Source organism: Agrobacterium sp. B1(2019), from assembly GCF_008274755.1.
GTDB lineage: Bacteria > Pseudomonadota > Alphaproteobacteria > Rhizobiales > Rhizobiaceae > Agrobacterium > Agrobacterium salinitolerans.
Genome location: NZ_VTPB01000005.1, coordinates 137,914 through 159,969, shown reverse-complemented (window position 1 = coordinate 159,969; position 22,056 = coordinate 137,914). Strand labels below are relative to the sequence as shown.

Here is a 22,056-nt window from a genome sequence, read left to right as displayed (position 1 = left end):
AAATAAGTTGTTTTGGATCGATTTCAGGGAACAAACGTTAACAGTGCGGAATTCAATATCCGGAGAGGGCAAGACGGGCTGCTGCGGGTAGGAATAAAACAGGAGAAAATCAGATGAAAAAGGCTGTTGCCGTAACTTTTGCCGCATTGACCATGGGCCTCGGCGGAACCGCATCCGCGCTCGCTGCCGACCTTGCAAGATATGAGCCGGCTCCGCAGGAGCAGGACGATCGCAACGGCGTCAAGATCGGGTACCTCACCTGCGATATCGGCGGCGGCGTCGGTTACGTGATCGGCTCGGCCAAGGAACTGGATTGCACCTTCCAGTCCACCATGGGCGCGCGTCGCACGGACCATTACACCGGCGCGATCCGCAAGATGGGCGTTGACCTCGGTTTCACTACGCAGGGCCGTCTTGTCTGGGCCGTTTTCGCCCCGACCGCCGGTTATCACCGCGGTTCGCTGGGCGGCCTCTATCAGGGCGCAACGGCTGAAGTCACCGTCGGTCTCGGCGTCGGCACCAACGTTCTCGTTGGCGGCACGTCCGGTTCCATCCAGCTGCAGACGGTCAGCGTGACGGGCCAGGTTGGCCTTAACCTCGCCGCCACCGGCACCTCCGTGACGCTCACGGCCATGAACTGATCGGCAACGTGCCCGGCCCCGGCCGGGCATTCTGTCGCATGTCAAAAAACGCCCTCTTCGTTGTCAGACGGAGAGGGCGTTGTATTATCCGGGCCATGATGTCCACATTCAGAAGCATCGCGGCAGCGACCGCCTGTTCTTTCCTTCTTGCGACAACCGCTTTTGCCGAGGGGGAGGCGGCTCATGGGGAGAAAGTCTTCAGTCGCTGTTCCACATGTCACAGCATCGACACGCCACGCACCCGCATGGGGCCGCATCTGATGGGTGTCGTCGGCAGGCCGATAGCTTCCGTAACCGATTACGGCCACTATTCGCAGGCGCTGAAAGATGCTGGCGCGGCTGGCCGGGTGTGGTCGGAAGAGGAACTGCAAAAATTCATCGCCAGCCCGAAAAAGGCGATACCGGGAAATGCCATGCGCTTTTTCGGGCTGTGGAGCGAAACCGATATTGCGGATCTGATCGCCTATCTGAAAACGCACCCCATGCCGCAATAGCCGTCAGAGCGGCGCTTCAGCGATAATCTCTTGCGCTTCTTCGAAGGTCATCGCCATGACTTTCGCGCCGATCTCGAAGCCAAAGCCATTGCGGGCAAAGGCGGAAAATTCCTTGGCCTTGCGCTTCTCGTCCAGTTCGACACGGCGAAACGGCCCGAAGGCGCGTTTGCGTGCAAAAATGACGGCCGCGACCAGATCATCGGTCTCCTGAAGCGCAACGGCGGCCGTTTCCCGTGCGATACCCTTGACCTGAAGTTTCTGCGCGAGTCCGCGTCTCGATTTGCCGCTGCGCTGGCCGCTCCGCACGGCAATTTCCGCGAAAGCGGTGTCATCAAGCGCCTTGATGCCATAAGCGAAAGTGACGGCAAATTCCCCGAGCGCCCTGACCTGCGCCGGGCTGATATCCTCGAATTTTTCCCGCGCCTTGCGCATGATCGCGTCGCGCAGCTGTTTTTCAGTCATCATGCGCTGCTCGAGCCGGTAGAGAGCGGAATTGCGCGCCCAGGACAGCATGCGGCTGGTGGGTTCAACGGCCGGCGTTTCACCATCCAGGGCCATATCGTCGGTCAGGAAGGGGCTGGAATCATCGTTCATTCCGCTTTTATAGCGCGGCGAAGCCGTCTTGCCAGTTCCCGCCCGGCCGGTCTCCTCCGGTTTTTCAGCACCTCAAGGCGTTTGCGCGCCGGTTGCGGCGACATAGACCGAATAAAGCGATTTCGTCGCGGTGATGAACAGGCGGTTCTTTTTCGGGCCGCCGAAAGTGAGGTTTGCAACGGTCTGCGGCACCTTGATTTTGCCGATAAGCGCGCCATCCGGCGCAAAGCAGTGAACGCCGTCACCGGCGCTGGTCCAGAGATTGCCGGCCGTATCCAGACGGAAACCGTCTGGCAAACCATTGTCGAGATTGCAGAATTCCCGGCCGTTGGCGAGCTTCGCGCCGTCCACCACATCGAACACGCGGATATGGCGCGGGCGGGAGGTGTCGTGGCTGTAGGAACTGTCGGCGATATAAAGCTTCGTCTCATCAGGCGAAAATGCAAGCCCGTTCGGCTGCACGAAGTCGTCAATGACGATGTCGATCTGTCCCGTTGCGGGATCGAGCCGGTAGACATTACGCGTCTTCTGTTCCGGCTCGGCCTTGTAGCCCTCGTAATCGGAAAGAATGCCGTATGTGGGATCGGTGAACCAGACGCTGCCATCGGATTTCACTACCACGTCATTGGGTGAGTTCAGCCGCTTGCCGCCGTAGCTGTCGGCAAGAACCGTGATCGAGCCATCGACCTCGGTGCGGGTGACGCGGCGGCCGCCATGTTCGCAGGAGACAAGTCGCCCCTGCCGGTCGCGCGTGTTGCCGTTGGCGAAGTTAGAGGGCTGGCGAAATACCGATATCCCGCCATCCGGCACCCACCGCAGCATGCGCTCATTGGGAATATCGCTAAACAACAGGCAGTTCAGATCGGCGAACCAGACGGGGCCTTCGGCCCAGCGGCAGCCGGAATAAAGCTCTTCCAGCTCGGCATTACCGACGATCAGGTGACGGAAGCGGTCATCGTGGATTTCGTAAGGGGAGGTCGTGTCTGTAGTCATGAGCGTGGTCCGCTTTTAGCCTTGTCGTTCGGGGTTCAGCGCGTGGCCTTGGGGCCGCTTGCCAGAAGAATGACGGAGATGATGATGAGGCCGGTGAGGATGAGACGGATGCCGGCGCCGAAACCGTAGGTATTCAGCATCGACACCACCAGGAACATGAAGAGCGAAGCGCCCCAGATGCCGGGAACATTGGAATCCCCACCCGCCACCGCCGTGCCGCCGATGACGACGACAGCGATGGACATCAGCAGATATTCCGAGCCCATGTTGAGCGCAGCACCGCCGGAGAAGCTGGCGAGCAGATAACCGGCAATCGCCGCCAGCACCGCGCAGAGCACATAGGTGACGAAACGTGCGCCGTCCACGGGAATGCCGGTCATACGGGCGGCAAAGGTGCTCTGGCCGATGGCGGAAATCCAGCGTCCGTAAAATGTGCGGTCGAGAAGCAGCCAGGCGATGACGGAAAGCAGCAGGGCCACGAGGGCGACATTGGGAATGCCGAAGAAGCTCGATGTGGCGAATGTGGCCAAAGTGTCCGGCGGCTTGATGCGCAGGCCGCGGTTCGACCAGATGGCGATGGACTGCACGATGAAGCTCATGGAGAGCGTCGCGATGATCGGCGGAATGCGCAGGAGCTTGATTAGCGCATAATTGCCGATGCCGATAGCGATGCCGATCAGGATGGCGATCAGCAGTCCGGGCAGGATGAGGCTGTCGGATACATCCATGAATTTCAGGGCGAGTGTGCCTGACAGTGTCATCGTTGCGGGAACGCAGAGGTCGATATTGCCAGGCCCGAGCGTGATGACGAACATCTGGCCGATGCCGACGATGACCGAAAAGGCCGCGAAGGTGAGTGCCGCATGCGACAGCCCGAAGGAGCTTGCGCCGCCGGTGAAGAGCACGGTGACGATCCACACCGCAACGGTTGCGGCAAAGGACCAGATCCATGGTTTTCTGGTGAGGGAAGAGAGCCCGTTCATTGGTTTTTCTCCCGCTTTTCAAGACGGTTGAGCAGGATGCGCAGCGCCAGCACGATGATGAGGATCGCCCCTTGAGCGCCGATCTGCCAGTCTGGCGAAATGCGCATGAAGGAGAGGAACGAACCGGCGAGCGTCAGCGTCAGCGCGCCGATAACCGCGCCTATGGGCGATACCCGGCCGCCGACGAATTCGCCGCCGCCGAGGATGACGCCGGCGATCGACAGCAGCGTGTAACGCAGCGCGATATTGGCGTCGGCCGATGTTGTCAGACCCACAAGGGCGATACCGGACAGCACCGCAAAGAAACCGGCCAGCGCAAAGGTGGCGGCGCGTATGCCGACGACAGACCAGCCGGAACGCTCGACGGAACGGAAATTGCCGCCGACGCCGCGCATCAGCACACCGAAGGAAGAGCGCATGACGATGTAATGGGCGACCGCCGCGATCAGGATGCTGGCGACGATGGCGATCGGCACGAGCGGCGGTTTCGCCGTCATCAGCGTGCGGATGAAGGCAGGCGCCTGTCCGCCGGGCGAGGGGAGGATGAGAACGGCGAGGCCGCCCCAGACGAAGCTCATGCCGAGTGTGACCACGATGGAGGGCAGGTTGCGGATATGGATGATGGCGCCGAGCAATGCATAAACCGCAATCGCACCGGCAAAAATCGCAATTCCGAGGATGGGCGTGGTTTGCAGGAAAGTGGCGGTCACACAGGCGCAGAAACTGACGAAGGCGCCCATCGACAGATCGAGATCGTTGACCGACATGATCAGCATCTGCGCAATGGTGGCGAGCGCAATTGGCACCGCCAGATTGAACAGCAGGTTCATGCCGGTATAGCTCATGGCGCGCGGCTGCATGTAGAAGACAGCGGCAAGCAGGAAGGCGAGCGAGGCGGCGGGAATGATGAGGCGGAGCGCGTTTGCCGAGAGTTTCATGCGTGGTCTTCTCCGGCAAAGGAGGCCGCCAGCACATTCTGCTCGGTAATATCGTCGCCGACGAGTTCCGCCTGGATAGCGCCGTCACGGAACACATAGACCCGGTCACAGAGACGGATTTCATCCATTTCGGTGGAGTACCATATGAAGGTGCGGCCGTTCGAGGCTTCGGTTCTCAAGATGTCGTAGACCTCCTGTTTGGTGCCGATATCAACGCCGCGCATCGGGTCGTCCATCAGAACGGTGCTGGCGGTGGTGGCGAGCGCGCGGGCGAAAAGCACCTTCTGCTGGTTGCCGCCGGAGAGGGAGAGGATCTTGTTGCCCATATCGGGCGTGCGGATTTCGATGCGCTTTTTCCATTGCGCGCCGAGGTCGGTTTCCTTGGCTCTGTCCACCATACCTGCTGTTGAAATATCCCTAAGCGAGGCGATGGACAGGTTTTTTAGGATGCTCCAAAGCGCAAAAGTACCGTTAAGGCTGCGGTCGCCCGCCACGAAGGCGAGATCGGTCTTGCGCGCGGGCAGCCAGCTATTGTTGCGGGCAAGGTAAAGATCGAGCAGCGCTTCGGTCTGGCCATGGCCGCCGAGACCGGCAAGGCCGACGATCTCGCCGCGAAAGGCCTCGAAGGCAAGGCCTTCTCCCCGGCGTGCCGGCATGGAAAGCACCTTCTCGCCTGCCTTGCGGCTTTCACCCCGTCGCCTGTCCTGTTCCTTGATGACACTACCCATCGCCTCAACCAGCGAGCGGGTGGTGAAGTCGGCGGCCTTCCGGTCGGCCACCACCCGGCCATCCTTCATCACCACGATACGGGTGGCCGTCGAAAGAATTTCGCCGAGAATATGCGAGATCAGCAGAACCGAGCCGCCCTCACGCACGAAACGGCGGACATAATCCATCAGCTGCTCGGCAAGACCGGCATCGAGGGAGGACGTCGGCTCATCGAGGATCACCAGTCTCGGCGCGTGCGGTATGCGGCAGAAATTGATGGCGATTTCTACCATCTGCCGTTCGGCGATGGAAAGCTCGGCCACGGTCAGCTCGCAATCGACGCCGTGGCCGGGAAAAATCTCGTCCAGTGTCTGCCGGATCGTCGTCAGCGCACGGCCGCGCCAGTTTCGCCCACCCGCGGCGGCATGCATGATGCGGACATTTTCGCTGATCGTCAGGTTCGGACAGAGCGACAGTTCCTGAAACACGCAGCGAACGCCGTTCGCGCGCGCGGCGGCAATGCCGTGGCGGTTTTCGTCGCCGCCATAGGAAACGGAACCCTCATGCGGCGTCAGCCCGCCATTGATGACGTTGACGATGGTGGACTTTCCAGCGCCGTTATGGCCAACGAGCCCGAGGCATTCCCCCGTGCGGATGACGAGATCGGCCCCATCCAGCGCTCTTACCGCGCCGAACACGACCTTCACGCCGCGCGCGGCGACGACTTCTTGCGCCTCGATGATGTCATTCATGAGCAATTACGCCAGTGATCTGAAATTGAATATGGGGGTCACTGCGGCGCTTCTTTCTAAAGCGCCGCAGGAGAAGTTTGTGAATGCGCGACTTATTTTGTCGACGAAATCACCTTCTGGGCATCCTCAAGCGAATATTCCACATTCGCCACGCCACCCTTCTGGGTGTTCTTGAGGTTCTCCTCAAGATTGGCCTGGTCGATGCGCAGGAACGGAACCGTCAGGTCCTTCTTCACATCCTTGCCATCAAGAATCTGCTGCGCCACCCAGAAAGCCAGCGTCGAAACACCGGGGGCGATGGAAACGGACATGGTCTCGTAACCGCTCGCGTCCTTTTGCTGTTTCCACCATTGCAGCTCGTCTTCGCGGTTGCCCATGACGATGGTGGGGGTCGGACGCTTGGCGGCGGCGAAAGCCTGCGCCGCACCGTAACCGTCACCGCCCTGCGTGACGACAGCGGCGATTTCGGGAAGGCTCGGCAGAATGCCGGCGACGGCGCGCTGAGCGACATCCTGCGCCCAGTCGCCGTTGACCGAACCGACGATCTTGAACTGCGGGTTCTTGGCGACGGCGTCGACGATGCCGGCATGGATTTCGTCATCGACCGAAACGCCGGCGAGGCCGCGAATTTCGAGCAGGTTTCCACCCTTCGGCATCGCCTTGGCGAGGTAGTCGATCTGGCTTGCGCCCATCGCCTTGAAGTCGACAGCGATGCGCCAGGCGCAAGGCTCTGTGACGATGCCGTCGAACGACACGACGGTGATGCCGGCATCACAGGCTTCCTTCACCGCGCCGTTCAGTGCGGTGGGGGAGGCGGCATTGATGACGATGGCGTCATAACCCTGCAGGATGAGGTTCTGAATCTGCGCGGCCTGTTCGGTCGCCTGGTTTTCGGCTGTGGTGAAGGCGTCAGCGGCGGCGACCTGCTTGTCGGCGACCGCCTGCTTGGTGATCTTGTCCCAGCTCGTCAGCATCGCCTGACGCCAGGAGTTACCGGCATAATTGTTTGAAAGCGCGATTTTTTTGGCCGACGTATCGGCATGAGCGGTGATCGGCAAAGCTGCGCATGCGACAGCGGCCGATGCCATAAGCATCTTCCTGAAAGCCATTTGATTTCCTCCCTCGTGGCTTGCCCTTTTCGAGCCGGGAATTCTCGCAACACCGCAAATCTCCTCGGCGGCAGGCGGAATTCCTTTGCACTGGAGCTCCTTTCCCCAGTAGAAGTGAGAATGACCAAGAAGATTTGGCTTGTATAGGCGGATCGCGGCAATCTTCCTGCGGGTTTCCGCAGAAAGCATGCGGGAACCCGCAGGACGAAACGCCGCAGCCGGGCGCAGAATGAACGGTGCGGCGCCCAAGGGATTGAATCTTCGCCGCGATGTTTGAAGGCAGGCGCTTGGGAGGGCGTCCGCACATGCTGGATACGCCGAAAAGCGCTCTTTTTCATCATTATATGGGCATTTCGCGGCTGCTTGCCGGGCAGCTCGAATTCAACGCCATCATCCAGGCGGTCGCCACCGAGATCAGCCATATCATCCCGCATGACCATATGGATGTCTGCATCAAGCAGCTGGATGACAAATATCACATCGCTTATGAGAGCGGCCTCGTCAGCGCCTGGAGCCGGCAGCCGCCCGCCCTTCTGACCGGCAGTCCGATCCGGACACTGCTGTCAGGCGAGGTGGAATACCTCTTGAGCGGCGATGCCTGCTCCGATCCGCGCTTTCATTTCGAAGGGTCGTTTTCGAGCCCGATCATCGAACTTAACCTGCATAGCCGGCTGCATGTGCCGATGAAGGTGCATGGCGACATTATCGGCGCGCTGAGTTGCTCCTCCCACCAGTCGGACGCCTATACGATGGAGGATGTGGCGAATGCCCGTGCCGTCGCGGATTTGCTGGCCCCTTATTTTTACGCCATCCGCGCCGCCGAGCAGGCCAAACGCTCCGCCATCGAGGAGGCGCGCGCCAATGCCCGCGAAGAGGGCCTGCGGCTGGGCGCGCTGCAATTGACGGAGGCGCTGGAGGCCGAACGACAGCGTATCGGCATGGATCTGCACGACCAGACGCTGGCGGACCTGACGCGGCTGGCGCGGCGCATCGAGCGCATGAGCCATACCCCCGACCTGTCAGGCGAGATGCTGGAACCGGTGGTGCGCAGCCTGCAGCATTGCATGCAGGATTTGCGCGAGATCATCGAGGAGGCGAAGCCCTCAATCCTGCAACTGTTTGGCGTGGTTGAGGCCATCGAGACCTATGTGGGCCGCTCCGTGCGTGATAGCGGATCGGCAATCGACTGGTCGGTGACGGATGAGACGGACGGGCTGGTGGAAAGGCTGGACAAGACGGTGGCCATATCGCTGTTCCGCATCGTGCAGGAGGCCGTGAACAATGCCATTCGCCATGCCCAGCCAGAAGCGATTGCCGTGAAACTGACCGCAATCGACGGCGGCTTGCGGGTCACGGTCAGCGACGACGGCAGCGGCGGCGGCGAAGGCGGGGCCTCCGGCGGCCTCGGCATCGGCAATATGAAGACGCGGGCGCGGCTGATTTCAGCCAGATTCGATATTGGCGGCAATGGGGTGGGCGCGGGAACCCGCATCACCGTGACCTTGCCGGCAGGCGCTTTCGACCGGCGGGAGGAGTTGTGACATGGACGTGCTGATCGTCGAGGACGATGCGCTGCACCGCGCTTATCTGAACGAGGCGGTGCGTGCCGCGCTGCCGGAATGCGACAATGTGCTGGAGGCGGCGAACGGCAGGACCGGCGAGAAGCTTGCGCGGGAAAACCGGGCCGCCCATATCGTCATGGATTTGCAGATGAACGAGCGCAACGGCATCGAGGCGGCGCGCGCCATCTGGAAGGAAAGGCCGGATACCCGCATCCTGTTCTGGTCCAACTATTCCGACGAGGCCTATGTGCGTGGGGTCTCGCGCATCGTGCCGGAAGGCGCCGCCTATGGCTACGTGCTGAAATCGGCCTCCGATGACCGCCTGCGCCTGGCGCTGCGCAGCATCTTCATCGAGGCGCAATGCGTGATCGACCGGGAGGTGCGCGGGCTGCAGGAAAAGAGCCTCGGCAAGGCCCATGGCTTTACCGATTCCGAATATGAAATCCTGATCGATGTCGCGCTCGGCCTCACCGACAAGGCGATTGCCCGCCGCCGCAACCTGTCGCTGCGCAGCGTGCAGAACCGGCTGCAAAGCCTCTACGAGAAGCTGAACGTGCATCAGGCAGTCGGCGACGACGAGGCGGAGGGGCGATATAATCTCCGCACCCGCGCGGTTACCGTCGCTTTCCTGCGCAAGCTGTTGAATTACAGCGCGCTGGAAAGAGCCGAACGGGAACTGGCGGAATGGGCCGGCGGCCGCTGAGCCCTAGAGCACATCCGCTCTAAACGGAAGCGGCGGATGTGCTCTATCTTTTCGTTTTATCGCATTATCCGGACCTAAAACCGCTACGCACTTTTACTGGAAATGCTCAAGGCAGGAAGGCCAGCAGCCGTCTTTCATCCGCCCTGAGGCCGGAGACGGGCTTTGCCCCGACCTTCAAGATGCGGCCAAGTTTTTTCTGCGCTTTTTCTTCTGTGGCGATATCGAGGACGACCGGGTGCACATAGCTCTTGCGGCAGATGGCGGGCGTGTTGGAAAGCTCGGCCGCCGCTGCCTGGCACATGCCCTTTATGCTCGGCTTGTCACCCGCCGCCACATGTTCCATTGCGTTGCAGAAGGCCGCCAATGTTCCGCCCCAGGTGCGAAAGGTCTTGGCGGAAATGCCTTGTCCGCCGATGCGGGAGAGGTAGGCGTTGAGGTCGCTGGAATCGACCGAATGCACGCGGTTTTCGCTGTCCTGCCACACGAAGAGTTCCTTGCCGGGTAGGTCGGAGATCTCCTCGAGGATTTTCTGAAGGCGCGGGTGGCGCAATTGCCGTTTTACCTTCTGCCCGCCCTTGGCGGCAAATCGCAACTCGATAGTTTCACCGAAGGAGACGTGCCGCTTGAGCAGTGTCGTTGCGCCATAGGTGCCGTTGGTTTCGAGATAGGAGCGGTTGCCGACGCGCAGATAGGCGGCGTCGAGCAGCAGTGTGAGCGCCGCGAGCGTCATTTCCTGCCCGTGGTCCTGTTTTTCTATATCAGCGATGGCGCGGCGGCGGATGGCGGGCAGCGCCTTGCCGAAGCTTTTGAGCTGAAAAAATTTCGTCTCGCCCCGGAACGCGTGCCAGTCGGGATGATAGCGATATTGTTTTCGCCCCCGGGAATCGAAACCCGTAGCCTGCAGATGGCCGGCGGGGTCGATGCATATCCAGACGTCTCTATAGGCGGGCGGCACGCCGAGCGCTTTGATGCGCTTCAGTTCGAGGCTGTCGGAGAGAAGCTCGCCGCCCGGCAGGCGGTAACAGAAACCGCGCCCGCGTTTCTCCCGGGCAATACCCGGCTCCTGATCGTTGACATAGGCAAGTCCGATTTTGGCAAGAAGGCGGGCGGGCGGTTGTGGCATTGTTTTTTCCGGCAGGTTTCACGCTGCGGCAAACGAAAAACAGGCCGACTTCGTTCCGGCGGCCTGTCGCTCCAATCGTGAGTTTTCTCAGCCGGTCTTTTTAATCAGCCGGCCTTGGCGATCCGCAGAATCTGCGAGTTCCCGCCGCCGCGCTCTTCGGTCACGGCATAGATCGCGCCATCCGGCCCGACCTTCACGTCGCGAATGCGCGCCTCCAGTGGCAACCGGCTTTCGGTCGCGACCCTGTCGCCATCGATATGCAGGATGATGAGACCCTGACTTACCAGGCCGCCGACGATGAAAGCGCCCTTCCATTCGGGAATCTGGTCGCCGTCATAATAGGCCATGCCGGAGGGGCCGATGACCGGGTCCCAATAATAGACCGGCTGTTCCATGCCTTCCTTTGCGGTAACACCTTTGCCGACCGACCTTCCGCTATATTCGACGCCATAGGTGATGGTCGGCCAGCCGTAGTTCAGGCCGGCTTTCGGCATGTTCAGCTCATCGCCGCCGCGCGGGCCGTGTTCCACGGTCCAGAGCCTACCTTCTCCGTCCAGTGCCGCCGCCTGCAGGTTGCGGTGGCCATAGCTCCAGATTTCGGGCAGGGCGTTCTGTTGGCTGGCGAAAGGATTGCCTTCAAAGGCCTTGCCCTGTGTGTCGATGCGGAAGACCTTGCCAAGCCCGCTCGACAGGTCCTGCGCCTGCACGCGCGGCTTTGCGTCCGAACGTTCTCCGACAGTGACATAAAGCTCGCTGTTTGGCCCGAAAACGAGGCGGGAGCCGAAATGCTTGTCGCCGTCATAGGTCGGCATCTGACGGAAAATAACCGAGACATCGTCCAGCTTTGCCGCGCCGCTTTCCTCGGTCAGTTTTGCCGAGGCTACCGACGTGCCATTGCCGCCATCGCGCGGTTCGGAGAAGGAGAAGAAGATCGTGCGCGATGTTTCGAAATCGGGAGCCAGCGCGATGTCGAGAAGTCCGCCCTGTCCGTCGGACGCCACCTCCGGTACACCTTCTATCGCCGGGCCGGCCTTGCCGTCGGCGACGATATGGATCGCGCCTTCCTTGGCCGCGACGATCATGCGGCCATCGGGCAGAAACTCCATCGACCAGAGATGCGGCAGGCCGTCAGCGATCACGGTTTTTTCAACGCTTGGCTGCGCGGCGGCCTGCGGCGCGCGGGTCTGCCCCTCAAAAGCCGGTTTCTGATCCGGCGCGTTCGGCCGTTTCGTTTCGGCAGCCGGGGCCTGGGCCTGCGCAATCCCGGCAAGCGGCACGGTGAGCAGCGCACACAGGATCGTCGAACTCAGAAATCGGTTGTTGTGGAACATGGGTCTCCCTTCCATCGTTTACGTCAGGTCGAGAACCATTTGGTGAGCATTTCGTTTCCTGCGATAGTTTCAAGAAAACTTGATCATTGCGTGTGCAGACGGCACGCTCTTTTCTCATCCATGCGAATTCATAAGGAACCGCCGGCCTGCGGTCACGTTTTCCTCTTTGTTACACGGAGGGCGACATGCAGATCATTGACAACAAGACCATAGACGGGAACAGAACCAAGCCGATCCTCAACGTCGCGGAATTCTGCCGGCGTTACCGGCTGGACAAGGCCGAGGAAACCCGGCTCAGAAAGCTGTTCGGCGAATTTGCTTCGCGGCACGAGCTTCTGATGAATGCGCAGCGCAAGCCGAGCTTTCGCTGATCATTCTTGCCGGTCGATAGATTTTCCGAAGATCATGAAGACATCATAGCGGGTGTTCTTGCCCATTATCTGATGCGAAGGTTTGCGAATGCCCGGCATCGGATCGGCGCGGAGCGGCCATTTCAGAACCACCCGCTTTGTCGCATTCTCCAGTGCGGCCTCCATCAGCTCCACCTGGTCCGGGTCGGAGCCAACCAGTTCCCTCAACGCTCGCATCTCCTTTTTCACCAGCGCCGTGTTATGGCGCGGCGGATGCATGGGGTCGACGATCACCACCTCCGGTGAAAGTTCTTTCAGCAACTGGCGTGAATCTCCGAGAAGCAGCGTCATGCGCGCCGCCGCCTCGGCATAAGCGCCGCCCGCCTCTAGCGCGCGGCGAATGCCATCGGCGAGGTGAGCATGCATGTCCGGCGAGCGTTCGATGAGGGTCACTTCCGCGCCGAGTGAGGCAAGCAGAAAGGCATCCCGCCCGAGCCCGGCCGTGGCATCGACGATTTTTGGCATGCGCCCTTTGGTGAAACCGGCGGCTTTCGGCAGGGCCTGCCCGCGCCCTTCGCCGGAGCGGAAACGGTGCCCGACCGCGCCGCCGACAAAATCCACCACGAAGCTTTCGTTTTGTTCCTTCATCTGGACCTCAGAACGGGCAGGGTACGGTATAGGTGACGTCACGGCCATCCGGATGGCGAAAGCCCACCTCCTGCGCATGCAGCATCAGCCGCGGCGCAGCGGCAAGCGCTTCGCCTTCGGCATAAAATTCGTCACCGAGGATCGGATGGCCGAGCGCCTTCATATGCACCCGCAATTGGTGGGTGCGGCCGGTAAGCGGGGTCAGCGCAAGTCTGGTTGCGGGAAGCGGCAGTCGCTCCAGCACCCGCCAAAGGCTCTGCGCCGGTTTGCCGTTTTCACGGTCGACCCGGTGGCGAGGCTTGTTTTCGGGATCGATGGCCAGCGGCAAATCCACCTCGCCCTCTTCGCCCGCGACATCTCCCCAGACAATGGCCACATAAGATTTGCGTGTCTCACGGTTTTCGAACTGGGATGCAATCGCCGCATGCGCCTTGCGGTTCAGGGACATCAGCACGATACCTGATGTGTCCTTGTCCAGCCGGTTGATCATCAGCGCTTTCGGGAACTGTTTTTGCACCCGCGTCATGAGGCTGTCCGAAAGCGCCGGATCGCGCCCCGGCACGGAGAGAAGCCCGCTTGGCTTGTCGAGCACCAGAAGATCGTCGTCGCGGTGCACGATGGTGAGCCAGGGGTCGAGCGGCGGATGATAGACCGGGTTGGAAAGCTTGGATGACATGTCGCTTCCTTAGCACGAATTGCGCATTCGGACAGGCACTAGAGCATTTCCAGGAAAAGCGAAAAAACTCTAGTCGGGAATACGGAGATTGACCCGCCCGCTGGTCAGGTCGCTGAGAAGGCGGGTGAGCCGTTCGGCTTCCTCGGCCGGAACCGAGAGCAGCATATCCGCACCGGCGCCGGTGAAATCTTCCCTTTCCAGACGCAGGTTCGGTGTGGCGGAGAGGCGCGATTTCACCAGCGCCAGATCGGAGAAAGGGCAGCTGAGCGTCGCAATGACATAGGCGATGACCGGTGATGTCTCGCCAAGTCGCAGGCAGGCAGCCGCGGTGCCGCCATAAGCGCGCATCAGGCCGCCGCTGCCAAGGAGTATGCCGCCGAACCAGCGGATGACGAGAACGGCGACATTATCGAGTGTCTGGCCGTCGATGGCCTGAAGGATCGGTTTTCCGGCCGTTCCCGAGGGTTCGCCGTCATCGCTGAAACGATAGGCCTGGCCGCTTCGCCATGCCCAGCAATTATGGTTCGCATCCGGATCGGAATGCGCCGCAAGAAAGTTCTTCGCGTCCTCTTCACCCGTCACCGGCGCGGCAAAGGCGATGAAGCGGCTTTTCTTGATATCCTGCGAAAAGGTGACGGGTCGGTCGAGCGTGAACATGGGCGTTTCAATATCGCATATATTCGCATGCGGAAATCGGTATAAGGCTCGGAATGGCGAAGATGGCGATGGAGAGGGTTTTGGCAAAGGCGAAGCAGGTCGCGATTATCGGCGGCGGACCGGCGGGGCTGATGGCGGCCGAGATGCTTTCGGCCGCAGGCCATGCCGTGACGGTGTTCGAGGCGATGCCGACCGTGGCGCGCAAATTGCTGATGGCCGGAAAATCCGGCCTCAACATCACCCATGCCGAAGACTATGACAGCTTTTGTCACCGGTTCGGTGATGCGGAACCGAGGCTGCGTGCCGCTCTCGATGATTTTACACCGGATAGGCTGCGCGACTGGGCGCAGGGGCTGGGGCAGGAAACTTTCGTCGGCACTTCGGGCCGGGTGTTTCCGACCGTCATGAAGGCCTCGCCGCTGCTGCGGGCATGGCTCGCCCGGCTGGAGGCGCAGGGGGTGACGATCAGGACGCGGCATCGCTGGACGGGTTTTTCCGGCAGGCACCTGGTTTTCGCGACACCGGAGGGCGAGATCACCATCAAGGCCGATGCCGTTCTTCTGGCGCTCGGCGGCGCAAGCTGGCCGCGTCTCGGCTCCGATGCCGCATGGGTTCCGGCGCTGGCGGAGAAAGGCGTGGCGCTTTCCCCGTTCCGCCCCGCCAATTGCGGTTTTGACGTCGACTGGAGCGATGTCTTCCGCACGCGTTTTGCGGGTGAAGCGGTGAAATCCACGATCACCATTTCGCCGGCAGGGGCCTTTCAGGGCGAATTCGTCATCACGAAGCATGGTATTGAGGGCAGCGTTATCTACGCCCATTCCGCTGCGCTGCGCGACCGGCTGGAAGAGGCGGGCAAAGTGTCCCTCGCAACCGATCTTGCGCCCGGACGTACGGTGGAACGCCTCAGCCGCGATCTGGCGAAGCTCGGGCGGAAGGAGAGTTTTGCAAACCGCATGCGCAAGACGGCCGGCTTATCGGCGGTGAAAGTCGGGCTTCTGCGGGAAATTTTTCCCGACATCGCCGCCATGCCGGATGAGTTCGTCGCCGCGAGAATAAAACATGCCGAGATACCGCTCTTGCGGACGAGACCGATCGCCGAGGCGATTTCATCGGCCGGCGGCGTCGCGTGGAGCGGTCTCGATGAGAATTACATGCTGGAAATGCTCCCCGGCATATTTGCTGCCGGGGAAATGCTGGACTGGGAGGCGCCGACCGGCGGTTATCTTTTGACCGCCTGTTTCGCCACCGGCAAGGCCGCTGCAAAGGGCATGGCCGCGTGGCTTGAAGGCTTAGCCTGACAGCCGTTCCGCCATGCCTGCATCGTCGCCGGAAGCGGTTCTGACAAGGCAGCGCATGATGGCGTCGGTGGTGACGGCGCCGAGCGCCTTGCCGTTTTCTCCCACGACCGTGGCGCTGCTGACATTTTCCCGGACCAGCGCACGCAGGCCCTCTTCAACCGTCATGTCCGCATCGAGCTGAAGCCGCGACTGGCCGGAAAATTCCGGCTGGACGACGGCGCCGAGACGGATGACCCGGCCGCGATTGACCTCCTCCACGAAGGCCTCGATATAGCTGTCGGCAGGCGACATGACGATTTCGGCGGCGGTGCCCTGCTGGATGATCTCGCCGTCGCGCAGGATGGCGATCTTGTCGCCGAGCCGCAGCGCCTCATCGAGATCGTGGGTGATGAAGACGACGGTCTTTTTCAGTTCCTTTTGCAGTTCCAGCAGCACCGTCTGCATGTCGACGCGGATCAGTGGATCGAGCGCCGAATAGGCTTCGTCCATCAACAGGATTTCGGCATTGTTGGTCAGCGCCCGCGCAAGGCCCACACGCTGCTGCATGCCGCCCGAAAGCTGGTTCGGATAATGGCTGGAGAAGCCTTCCAGCCCCACGCGCCTGATCCAGACTTCCGCCCTTTCCTCCCGCTCGCGCTTGTCGACGCCCTGCACCTCGAGGCCGTAGACGACATTCTGCAGCACGTTGCGGTGTGGGAGCAGCCCGAACTTCTGGAACACCATCGCCGTCTTGTGGCGACGAAACTCAAGAAGGTCCGCTTCGTTGAGGCGACAGACATCGGTGCCGCCATAGAGGATTTCACCGGCTGTCGGGTCGATCAGCCGGTTGACGTGGCGGATCAGTGTCGATTTGCCCGAGCCGGAAAGGCCCATGATAACGGTGATCTGTCCGCCCGGCATAGTGATGTTGATATCACGCAGGCCGAGCACGTGGCCATGTTTGGCATTGAGATCCGCCTTGGACATGCCGGTCTGGACCGGTCCGACATAGTCGGCCGCCTTGGGTCCGAAAATCTTGTAAAGGCTGCGAATTTCGATCGATTGACTAGCCATGCGCCACTTCCCGGTGTTTTTGCAGGCGAAGGCCATAGGCCTGGCTGATGCGGTCGAAGATGATGGCGATGCCGACAATGGCAAGCCCGTTGAACACGCCGAGCGTGAAATACTGGTTGGCGATTGCCTTCAGCACCGGTTGGCCAAGACCCTGCACGCCGATCATGGAGGCGATGACGACCATGGCGAGCGCCATCATGATGGTCTGGTTGATGCCGGCCATGATGGTGGGCAGTGCGAGCGGCAGCTGCACCTTGAAAAGCTTCTGGCGCTTCGAAGAACCGAAGGCGTCCGCTGCTTCCAGCACATCGCTGTCGACCATGCGGATGCCGAGATTGGTGAGCCGGATCATCGGCGGAATGGCGTAGATAACAACGGCTATGACGCCGGGCACGCGGCCGATGCCGAGCAGCATGACGACAGGAATGAGATAGACGAAACTCGGCATCGTCTGCATGACGTCGAGAATGGGATTGACCACGCTCTGCAGGCGGTTGGAGCGTGCCATGGCTATACCGATCGGCAGGCCGACAATGATGGACAGCACGGCGCAGACGAAGATCATCGAGACCGTCTTCATCGTGTCTTCCCACATGCCGAACCAGCCGATGGCGAAAAGAATGCCGCAACACAGCGAAACAATGGTGGCGCTGCGGCTGCCGAACCAGGCTAGCACCCCGACAATAAGAATAACGATCGGCCAGGGGGTACCGATCAAAAGCCTTTCCGCCCAGATGAGAAAGCTCTGGAGGGGAGTGAAGAGCCCCTCTATCGCGCCGCCATAGGTTCGGGTGAAGCCCCGGAACCCTTCGTCGATGATTTTTTTCAGCGCGCGCAGAGCATCGTCATTCATGCTCGGAAATTTGAAAAGCCATTCCATATCCTGTTCTCCATGACGAACCGGAGGCGGGGATCGATATCCTCCGCGCTCCGGGAGTAAAATCGCAAGAGCGCCGCGCGTCCATCGGAACGAAAGGGCGGAACGCTCTGTTGAGCCGACGCATCGTCACCGGAAAGCCGGAAGGCGCTCCAGAGCCGATGCGGATGCGGCGTCGCCGCTGGCGGACGCCGTTTCCCAGGCAGATATGCAGGAACCAACTTTTAAAGGGCGGCCTTGACCTTTTCCGCGACGTCGGGAGATACCCAGCCTGTCCACAGTGCTTCGTTTTCCTTCAGGAAGTGCTTGGCACCGTCTTCACCGGTCGCCTGGTTGTCGGTCATCCAGGCGATCAGCTTGTTGACGGTGTCGTTGGTCCAGGCGCGCTTGTTCAGATAGTCCATGGCTGGGCCGGCGCGGTCGGCAAAGTCCTTGCTGACAAGTGTCTGTACGTCATCCACCTGCCATGCGTTCGGCTTCGGGTCCGCGCAATCGGCAACCGAGGTGCAGCGCTTCCATTCGGCGGCATCATAGTCGGTGCCGAAGCCGAGCTTCACCATCTCGTATTTGCCGAGGAGCGAAGTGGGCGCCCAATAATAACCGACCCATGGCTGCTTGGCTTCATACGCCTTGGCTATGGAGCCATCGAGACCTGCGGCCGAACCGGTGTCGACGAGGGTGAAGCCGGCTTTTTCGCCACCGAAAGCCTTGAAAAGCTGTGCGGTGACAACCGTGCCGCCCCAACCCTGCGGACCGTTGAAAACGGCGCCCTTTGACTTGTCTTCCGGCGCGGGGAACAGTTCAGGGTGCTTGAAGAGGTCGGGGATGGTCTTGAGATCCGGATTGGCGTCGGCGACATATTTCGGAATCCACCAGCCCTGTACCGCGCCGTCCGAAAGGATCTTGGCTGCTGCGACGACCTTGCCGCCTTCCAGTCCGCGCTTGACGATTTCCGGCTGTAGGCTGACCCAGGCTTCCGGGGCGATATCCGGCTGGCCTTTTTCGGCCATGGAGGTCAATGTCGGCACAGTGTCGCCTGTCACGATTTCGGCGGAACAACCATAGCCGTTGTCAAGAATGAATTTATCGAGGCTGGCGGCGACTTCGGCGGATTGCCAGTTCATGCTGGCAATCGTCACGTTTCCGCAGTCGGCGGCATAGGCGGCGGCCCCTGAAAAGGCGAAGCCGGCTGAAAGAATTGTGGCACCCAAAAGTATTTTCATTTTTGTTCCCTCTGGTCGCGGTGTGGCGAAGACCCGGGTGCTGACGACACCGCGACCGCCAGCACTCTTATTGAGGCTTAATAATTTCTTTGTGGCCATTCCGTTTGCGGCAATTTCTGGCGTATTGAGGATGCCAATTCTCAGGCTACCCGCTTTCCCCGGGGGGATATGAGTAAATTTTCCGGTGCGAAGGCCCTGAATTTTCATGCTCTTTAGCGGATGCGACAGGAAATTTCCGGCACCGTGGAACTTTTTCGATTTTTTGAAAAAACTTCTGGAACAATCAGCGGAAGTTTCTGTTTTCGTGGACTTTTCTCTCGTCATATATTACGGGAGATTTCCTCTCGACTTGTGGTGATGTTGAATGACCAATCTTCGTGCTGCCCCGGTATGGCCGATCGGCGGCGGTGAAACGGGTGAGCTTGTGCGCCGCTTCGACTGGTCGAAGACATCGCTCGGTCCTATTTGCGACTGGCCGCAAAATCTGAGGCAAAAAGCCAACTCCGTCGTCAATTCCCCTATTCCGCAGGTGCTGATGTGGGGCAGGGATCATGTGATGATCTATAATGACGGTTATGCGGAGATCGCCGGCAATTATCACCCGCAGGCGCTGGGCGGAACCGTGCCCGGCATCTGGCCGGAAATATGGGACTGGAACAGCCGCATTCTCGAAGCCGGTTTTCGCGGCGAGGTCATGTCCTATCGCGACCAGCCGATGACGCTGAAGCGGCATGGCGTGCCGGAAGAGGTGATCTTCGATCTGTTCTACACGCCGATCTATAATGAAGGCGGCACGGTGGACGGCGTTTTATGCACTGTGCTTGAAAATACCGACAAGGTGAAGGCCTTGGAGGCGCTGGAGCAGAGCCGCAGGGAGCTGAGCCGGCTTACCAATGCCCTGCCCATTCTGGTCGGATATGTCGACCGTGATTATGTTTATAAATTCGCCAATGACGGCTATCTGGAATGGTTTGGCCGCCGCGCCGACGAGGTGATAGGCCGCAGCGTTCCCGAAATCGTCGGCGAGGCGTTTTTCGAGGCCCGCAGGGCCTATCTCGACCGCGCACTTAGCGGTGAGAGGATCGTTTCGGATACCGTGATCAGCAGACCGGACGGCACAGCGCGCGCCGCCGAAATCCGTTATGTTCCACGTTACATCGCCGACGGCTCCATCGACGGCATTTATGTGCTGATCATCGATATCGAGGATCGCAAGCGCTCGGAGCGGGAAATTCTCATCAGCAACAATCGCTTCCGCGCCGCGGTGGACGCCGTTCATGGCGTGCTGTGGACCAATAGCGCCGAAGGAAAGATGCTGGGCGAGCAACCCGCCTGGAGCGCTTTAACGGGCCAGACTCCGGAAGAGTATCAGGGTTTTGGCTGGGCGGACGCGGTCCATCCCGAGGACAGGCAGGGGTCTGTCGACAGCTGGAACAAAGCGGTCGCCGAAAAGTCGACCTATATCTGGGAGCATAGGGTGCGCCGCCACGACGGCGTCTACCGCACGTTTGCGATCCGTGGCGTGCCGATTTTCGACAAGGCCGGCGCGATCGCCGAATGGGTCGGCGTCCATACGGATGTCACCGAACAGCGGCGGGCCGAAAATACCCTCAAGGAACATGCGAGCAATCTCGAGCGTGAAATTCGCCACCGCATCCGTGCGGAAGAGCAGCTTCGCCAATTGAACGAAAGCCTAGAGGCGCGTGTCGAGGCGGAAATAGCGGAGCGCCGCCAGGCCGAAAAGGCCCTGCAGCAGGCGCAGAAGATGGAGTCCATTGGCCAACTCACCGGCGGTGTGGCGCATGATTTCAATAATCTTCTTCAAGTGATCGCCGGCAATCTGCAATTGCTCTCCAAGGATGTGATCGGCAATGAACGTGCGGAGCGGCGGCTGGAAAATGCGCTTGCCGGTGTCCATCGCGGCGCAAAACTGGCCAGCCAGCTTCTGGCCTTCGGCCGCAGGCAGGCATTGGAGCCGCGTGTCATCAATATCGCCCGTTTCGTAACCGGCATGGACGATCTGCTTCGCCGCTCGCTTGGCGAGGCGATTGAGGTGGAAGTGATCACCTCGGGCGGTCTGTGGAACACCTATGCCGACCCCAACCAGGTGGAGAACGCTCTTCTCAATCTGGCCATCAATGCGCGCGACGCCATGGAAGGGCAGGGCAAGCTGACCATCGAGGTCGGAAATGCGGTTCTCGACCGCGATTATGCCCGCAAGCACTCGGAAGTCTCGGCGGGGCAATATGTGATGCTCGCGGTCACCGATACGGGGTCGGGCATGTCGCCGGAGATTCTCGAAAAGGTCTTCGAACCATTCTTTTCGACCAAACCGGAAGGCAAGGGCACCGGGCTGGGGCTTTCGATGGTTTATGGTTTTGCGAAGCAGTCCAGCGGCCATGTCAACATCTATAGCGAGGTGGGGCAGGGCACGACAGTGAAGATGTATCTGCCCCGCTCCGCCGCCGATGAGGACAGGGAGGTGGTGACGCCGAACGGTCCCGTTGAGGGCGGAACCGAAACAATTCTTGTGGTGGAAGATGACGAGGAAGTGCGCAACACCGTTGTCGAAACATTGGGCGATCTCGGCTACCGCGTGCTCACCGCCCGTGATGCGCAGGCCGGTTTGACCGTGGTGGAAAGCGGCATTCCAATCGATGTCATCTTCACCGACGTAGTAATGCCCGGACCATTGAAAAGCCGGGAAATGGCGCGCCGCGCGCAGGAACGGCTGCCCAATCTCGCCGTCCTCTTCACCTCGGGTTATACGGAAAATTCCATCGTGCACGGCGGCAAGCTGGATGCCGGGGTGGAGCTTCTCTCCAAACCTTATACGCGCGAGGCGCTGGCGCGGCGCATTCGCCACGTCATCGCCAACCGCAAACAGGTGTCGTTGTCGAGAGCGCAGCCGACGTCTGCGCCGGGGTCTTCGAAACCTTCCGAGCCGGTCAGGCCGGTCGAAAGTAAAAACCGGTCTATACGCGTTCTTCTGGTTGAGGATGACGAGCTGATACGGATGAATTCGATGGAGATGCTGTCAGAGAGCGGCTTTGCCGTCGTCGAGGCCGGAAATGCGGCGCAGGCGCTAAAGGTTATTGAAGCGGATCAGGTCGACGTTCTCGTCACCGATATCGGCTTGCCGGACATGAAGGGCGGCGAACTGGCGGTGGAGGCCCTGCGCCGAAAGCCAGGGCTTGCCATTGTTTTTGCGACGGGGGATAGCCATTTGCCGGAAGGAGCGCCGGCAAGCGCGGTTCTCCTCACCAAGCCCTATGACGAACAGCAGATTGTCGCGGCGGTCGAACAGGCCCACACGGCAAAGAGCGCGGCGACGCAATAGGCT

Annotated in this window: 21 protein-coding genes; 7 read left to right on the top strand and 14 right to left on the bottom strand. The window is 60.5% G+C overall.

What is annotated here, in order from left to right; all coding sequences use genetic code 11:
• Nucleotides 1-113 precede the first annotated feature (113 nt).
• Both AGR1_RS27250 and AGR1_RS27245 read left to right on the top strand, forming a co-directional pair.
• Complete coding sequence (locus AGR1_RS27250; RefSeq protein WP_080794490.1) at nt 114-641, top strand: DUF992 domain-containing protein; 528 nt, start codon at nt 114-116, stop codon at nt 639-641.
• A gap of 95 nt (nt 642-736) precedes the next feature.
• On the top strand, nt 737-1,135 hold the full coding sequence (locus AGR1_RS27245) for a cytochrome c family protein (RefSeq protein WP_187772312.1): 399 nt from the start codon (nt 737-739) through the stop codon (nt 1,133-1,135).
• 3 nt (nt 1,136-1,138) lie between these two features.
• Here the strand turns inward: AGR1_RS27245 and recX are convergent, their stop codons facing one another.
• From recX to AGR1_RS27215, 6 genes are all read right to left on the bottom strand, one after another.
• Nucleotides 1,139-1,729 (bottom strand): recombination regulator RecX, encoded by a 591-nt coding sequence (recX, locus tag AGR1_RS27240; RefSeq protein WP_121459742.1) that lies wholly within the window; start codon nt 1,727-1,729, stop codon nt 1,139-1,141.
• Nucleotides 1,730-1,801: 72 nt separating this feature from the next.
• On the bottom strand, nt 1,802-2,722 hold the full coding sequence (locus AGR1_RS27235) for an SMP-30/gluconolactonase/LRE family protein (protein ID WP_080794484.1): 921 nt from the start codon (nt 2,720-2,722) through the stop codon (nt 1,802-1,804).
• 35 nt (nt 2,723-2,757) lie between these two features.
• Complete coding sequence (locus AGR1_RS27230; RefSeq protein ID WP_149149047.1) at nt 2,758-3,705, bottom strand: ABC transporter permease; 948 nt, start codon at nt 3,703-3,705, stop codon at nt 2,758-2,760.
• Nucleotides 3,702-4,643 (bottom strand): ABC transporter permease, encoded by a 942-nt coding sequence (locus AGR1_RS27225; RefSeq protein ID WP_149149046.1) that lies wholly within the window; start codon nt 4,641-4,643, stop codon nt 3,702-3,704. Before AGR1_RS27225 ends, AGR1_RS27230 begins: the two co-directional genes overlap by 4 nt.
• Nucleotides 4,640-6,103, bottom strand: coding sequence for a sugar ABC transporter ATP-binding protein (locus AGR1_RS27220; protein WP_149149045.1), 1,464 nt, complete (start codon nt 6,101-6,103; stop codon nt 4,640-4,642). Before AGR1_RS27220 ends, AGR1_RS27225 begins: the two co-directional genes overlap by 4 nt.
• A 92-nt stretch (nt 6,104-6,195) precedes the next feature.
• Nucleotides 6,196-7,212 (bottom strand): ABC transporter substrate-binding protein, encoded by a 1,017-nt coding sequence (locus AGR1_RS27215; RefSeq protein ID WP_077984853.1) that lies wholly within the window; start codon nt 7,210-7,212, stop codon nt 6,196-6,198.
• Nucleotides 7,213-7,517: 305 nt separating this feature from the next.
• Here AGR1_RS27215 and AGR1_RS27210 point away from each other — a divergent pair, with 305 nt between their 5' ends.
• Entirely contained in the window at nt 7,518-8,753 is a 1,236-nt protein-coding gene (locus tag AGR1_RS27210) for a sensor histidine kinase (RefSeq protein ID WP_080794475.1), read from the top strand.
• A 1-nt stretch (nt 8,754) separates the two neighbouring features.
• Nucleotides 8,755-9,477 (top strand): response regulator transcription factor, encoded by a 723-nt coding sequence (locus tag AGR1_RS27205; RefSeq protein ID WP_149149044.1) that lies wholly within the window; start codon nt 8,755-8,757, stop codon nt 9,475-9,477.
• Nucleotides 9,478-9,583: 106 nt separating this feature from the next.
• On the opposite strand, the gene AGR1_RS27200 is transcribed toward AGR1_RS27205, so the two are convergent.
• Together AGR1_RS27200 and AGR1_RS27195 are read right to left on the bottom strand one after the other, a co-directional pair.
• The gene (locus AGR1_RS27200; RefSeq protein ID WP_149149043.1) at nt 9,584-10,600 is read right to left on the bottom strand and encodes a DNA topoisomerase IB; all 1,017 of its coding nucleotides are present in this window, start codon (nt 10,598-10,600) and stop codon (nt 9,584-9,586) included.
• A 104-nt stretch (nt 10,601-10,704) separates the two neighbouring features.
• Complete coding sequence (locus tag AGR1_RS27195; RefSeq protein ID WP_149149042.1) at nt 10,705-11,931, bottom strand: PQQ-dependent sugar dehydrogenase; 1,227 nt, start codon at nt 11,929-11,931, stop codon at nt 10,705-10,707.
• Between the two features lie 185 nt (nt 11,932-12,116).
• On the opposite strand from AGR1_RS27195, the gene AGR1_RS27190 reads away from it, so the two are divergent.
• Nucleotides 12,117-12,302, top strand: a complete 186-nt coding sequence (locus AGR1_RS27190; RefSeq protein ID WP_003508485.1) for a hypothetical protein — start codon at nt 12,117-12,119, stop codon at nt 12,300-12,302.
• Here the strand turns inward: AGR1_RS27190 and AGR1_RS27185 are convergent, their stop codons facing one another.
• From AGR1_RS27185 to AGR1_RS27175, 3 genes are all read right to left on the bottom strand, one after another.
• The gene (locus AGR1_RS27185; RefSeq protein WP_080794464.1) at nt 12,303-12,929 is read right to left on the bottom strand and encodes a class I SAM-dependent methyltransferase; all 627 of its coding nucleotides are present in this window, start codon (nt 12,927-12,929) and stop codon (nt 12,303-12,305) included. It abuts the gene before it with no gap.
• A 7-nt stretch (nt 12,930-12,936) separates the two neighbouring features.
• Nucleotides 12,937-13,605, bottom strand: coding sequence for a pseudouridine synthase (locus tag AGR1_RS27180; protein WP_080794462.1), 669 nt, complete (start codon nt 13,603-13,605; stop codon nt 12,937-12,939).
• Between the two features lie 69 nt (nt 13,606-13,674).
• Entirely contained in the window at nt 13,675-14,262 is a 588-nt protein-coding gene (locus AGR1_RS27175; protein ID WP_149149041.1) for a YigZ family protein, read from the bottom strand.
• Between the two features lie 53 nt (nt 14,263-14,315).
• Between AGR1_RS27175 and AGR1_RS27170 the strand changes: the two genes are divergently transcribed.
• The gene (locus tag AGR1_RS27170) at nt 14,316-15,560 is read left to right on the top strand and encodes a TIGR03862 family flavoprotein (protein WP_149149040.1); all 1,245 of its coding nucleotides are present in this window, start codon (nt 14,316-14,318) and stop codon (nt 15,558-15,560) included.
• Here AGR1_RS27170 and AGR1_RS27165 read toward each other — a convergent pair.
• The 3 genes from AGR1_RS27165 to AGR1_RS27155 all read right to left on the bottom strand — a co-directional run bounded on the left by AGR1_RS27165 (nt 15,552) and on the right by AGR1_RS27155 (nt 18,713).
• A complete protein-coding gene (locus tag AGR1_RS27165) occupies nt 15,552-16,613 on the bottom strand; it encodes a glycine betaine/L-proline ABC transporter ATP-binding protein (RefSeq protein ID WP_149149039.1) in 1,062 nt (353 codons plus the stop codon). The two genes, AGR1_RS27170 and AGR1_RS27165, sit on opposite strands and share 9 nt — an antisense overlap.
• On the bottom strand, nt 16,606-17,493 hold the full coding sequence (locus AGR1_RS27160) for a proline/glycine betaine ABC transporter permease (RefSeq protein ID WP_080794455.1): 888 nt from the start codon (nt 17,491-17,493) through the stop codon (nt 16,606-16,608). Before AGR1_RS27160 ends, AGR1_RS27165 begins: the two co-directional genes overlap by 8 nt.
• Before the next feature lie 221 nt (nt 17,494-17,714).
• Complete coding sequence (locus AGR1_RS27155) at nt 17,715-18,713, bottom strand: ABC transporter substrate-binding protein (RefSeq protein ID WP_080794454.1); 999 nt, start codon at nt 18,711-18,713, stop codon at nt 17,715-17,717.
• 364 nt (nt 18,714-19,077) lie between these two features.
• Here AGR1_RS27155 and AGR1_RS27150 point away from each other — a divergent pair, with 364 nt between their 5' ends.
• Entirely contained in the window at nt 19,078-22,053 is a 2,976-nt protein-coding gene (locus AGR1_RS27150) for a PAS domain-containing protein (protein ID WP_149149038.1), read from the top strand.
• Nucleotides 22,054-22,056: the final 3 nt, after the last annotated feature.

Bases quoted from the DNA above. Each gene is read 5' to 3' on its own strand.
- AGR1_RS27250 (WP_080794490.1), top strand. From the start codon at position 114: ATGAAAAAGGCTGTTGCCGTAACTTTTGCCGCATTGACCATGGGCCTC.
- AGR1_RS27245 (WP_187772312.1), top strand. From the start codon at position 737: ATGATGTCCACATTCAGAAGCATCGCGGCAGCGACCGCCTGTTCTTTC.
- recX (WP_121459742.1), bottom strand. From the start codon at position 1,729: ATGAACGATGATTCCAGCCCCTTCCTGACCGACGATATGGCCCTGGAT.
- AGR1_RS27235 (WP_080794484.1), bottom strand. From the start codon at position 2,722: ATGACTACAGACACGACCTCCCCTTACGAAATCCACGATGACCGCTTC.
- AGR1_RS27230 (WP_149149047.1), bottom strand. From the start codon at position 3,705: ATGAACGGGCTCTCTTCCCTCACCAGAAAACCATGGATCTGGTCCTTT.
- AGR1_RS27225 (WP_149149046.1), bottom strand. From the start codon at position 4,643: ATGAAACTCTCGGCAAACGCGCTCCGCCTCATCATTCCCGCCGCCTCG.
- AGR1_RS27220 (WP_149149045.1), bottom strand. From the start codon at position 6,103: ATGAATGACATCATCGAGGCGCAAGAAGTCGTCGCCGCGCGCGGCGTG.
- AGR1_RS27215 (WP_077984853.1), bottom strand. From the start codon at position 7,212: ATGGCTTTCAGGAAGATGCTTATGGCATCGGCCGCTGTCGCATGCGCA.
- AGR1_RS27210 (WP_080794475.1), top strand. From the start codon at position 7,518: ATGCTGGATACGCCGAAAAGCGCTCTTTTTCATCATTATATGGGCATT.
- AGR1_RS27205 (WP_149149044.1), top strand. From the start codon at position 8,755: ATGGACGTGCTGATCGTCGAGGACGATGCGCTGCACCGCGCTTATCTG.
- AGR1_RS27200 (WP_149149043.1), bottom strand. From the start codon at position 10,600: ATGCCACAACCGCCCGCCCGCCTTCTTGCCAAAATCGGACTTGCCTAT.
- AGR1_RS27195 (WP_149149042.1), bottom strand. From the start codon at position 11,931: ATGTTCCACAACAACCGATTTCTGAGTTCGACGATCCTGTGTGCGCTG.
- AGR1_RS27190 (WP_003508485.1), top strand. From the start codon at position 12,117: ATGCAGATCATTGACAACAAGACCATAGACGGGAACAGAACCAAGCCG.
- AGR1_RS27185 (WP_080794464.1), bottom strand. From the start codon at position 12,929: ATGAAGGAACAAAACGAAAGCTTCGTGGTGGATTTTGTCGGCGGCGCG.
- AGR1_RS27180 (WP_080794462.1), bottom strand. From the start codon at position 13,605: ATGTCATCCAAGCTTTCCAACCCGGTCTATCATCCGCCGCTCGACCCC.
- AGR1_RS27175 (WP_149149041.1), bottom strand. From the start codon at position 14,262: ATGTTCACGCTCGACCGACCCGTCACCTTTTCGCAGGATATCAAGAAA.
- AGR1_RS27170 (WP_149149040.1), top strand. From the start codon at position 14,316: ATGGCGAAGATGGCGATGGAGAGGGTTTTGGCAAAGGCGAAGCAGGTC.
- AGR1_RS27165 (WP_149149039.1), bottom strand. From the start codon at position 16,613: ATGGCTAGTCAATCGATCGAAATTCGCAGCCTTTACAAGATTTTCGGA.
- AGR1_RS27160 (WP_080794455.1), bottom strand. From the start codon at position 17,493: ATGGAATGGCTTTTCAAATTTCCGAGCATGAATGACGATGCTCTGCGC.
- AGR1_RS27155 (WP_080794454.1), bottom strand. From the start codon at position 18,713: ATGAAAATACTTTTGGGTGCCACAATTCTTTCAGCCGGCTTCGCCTTT.
- AGR1_RS27150 (WP_149149038.1), top strand. From the start codon at position 19,078: ATGACCAATCTTCGTGCTGCCCCGGTATGGCCGATCGGCGGCGGTGAA.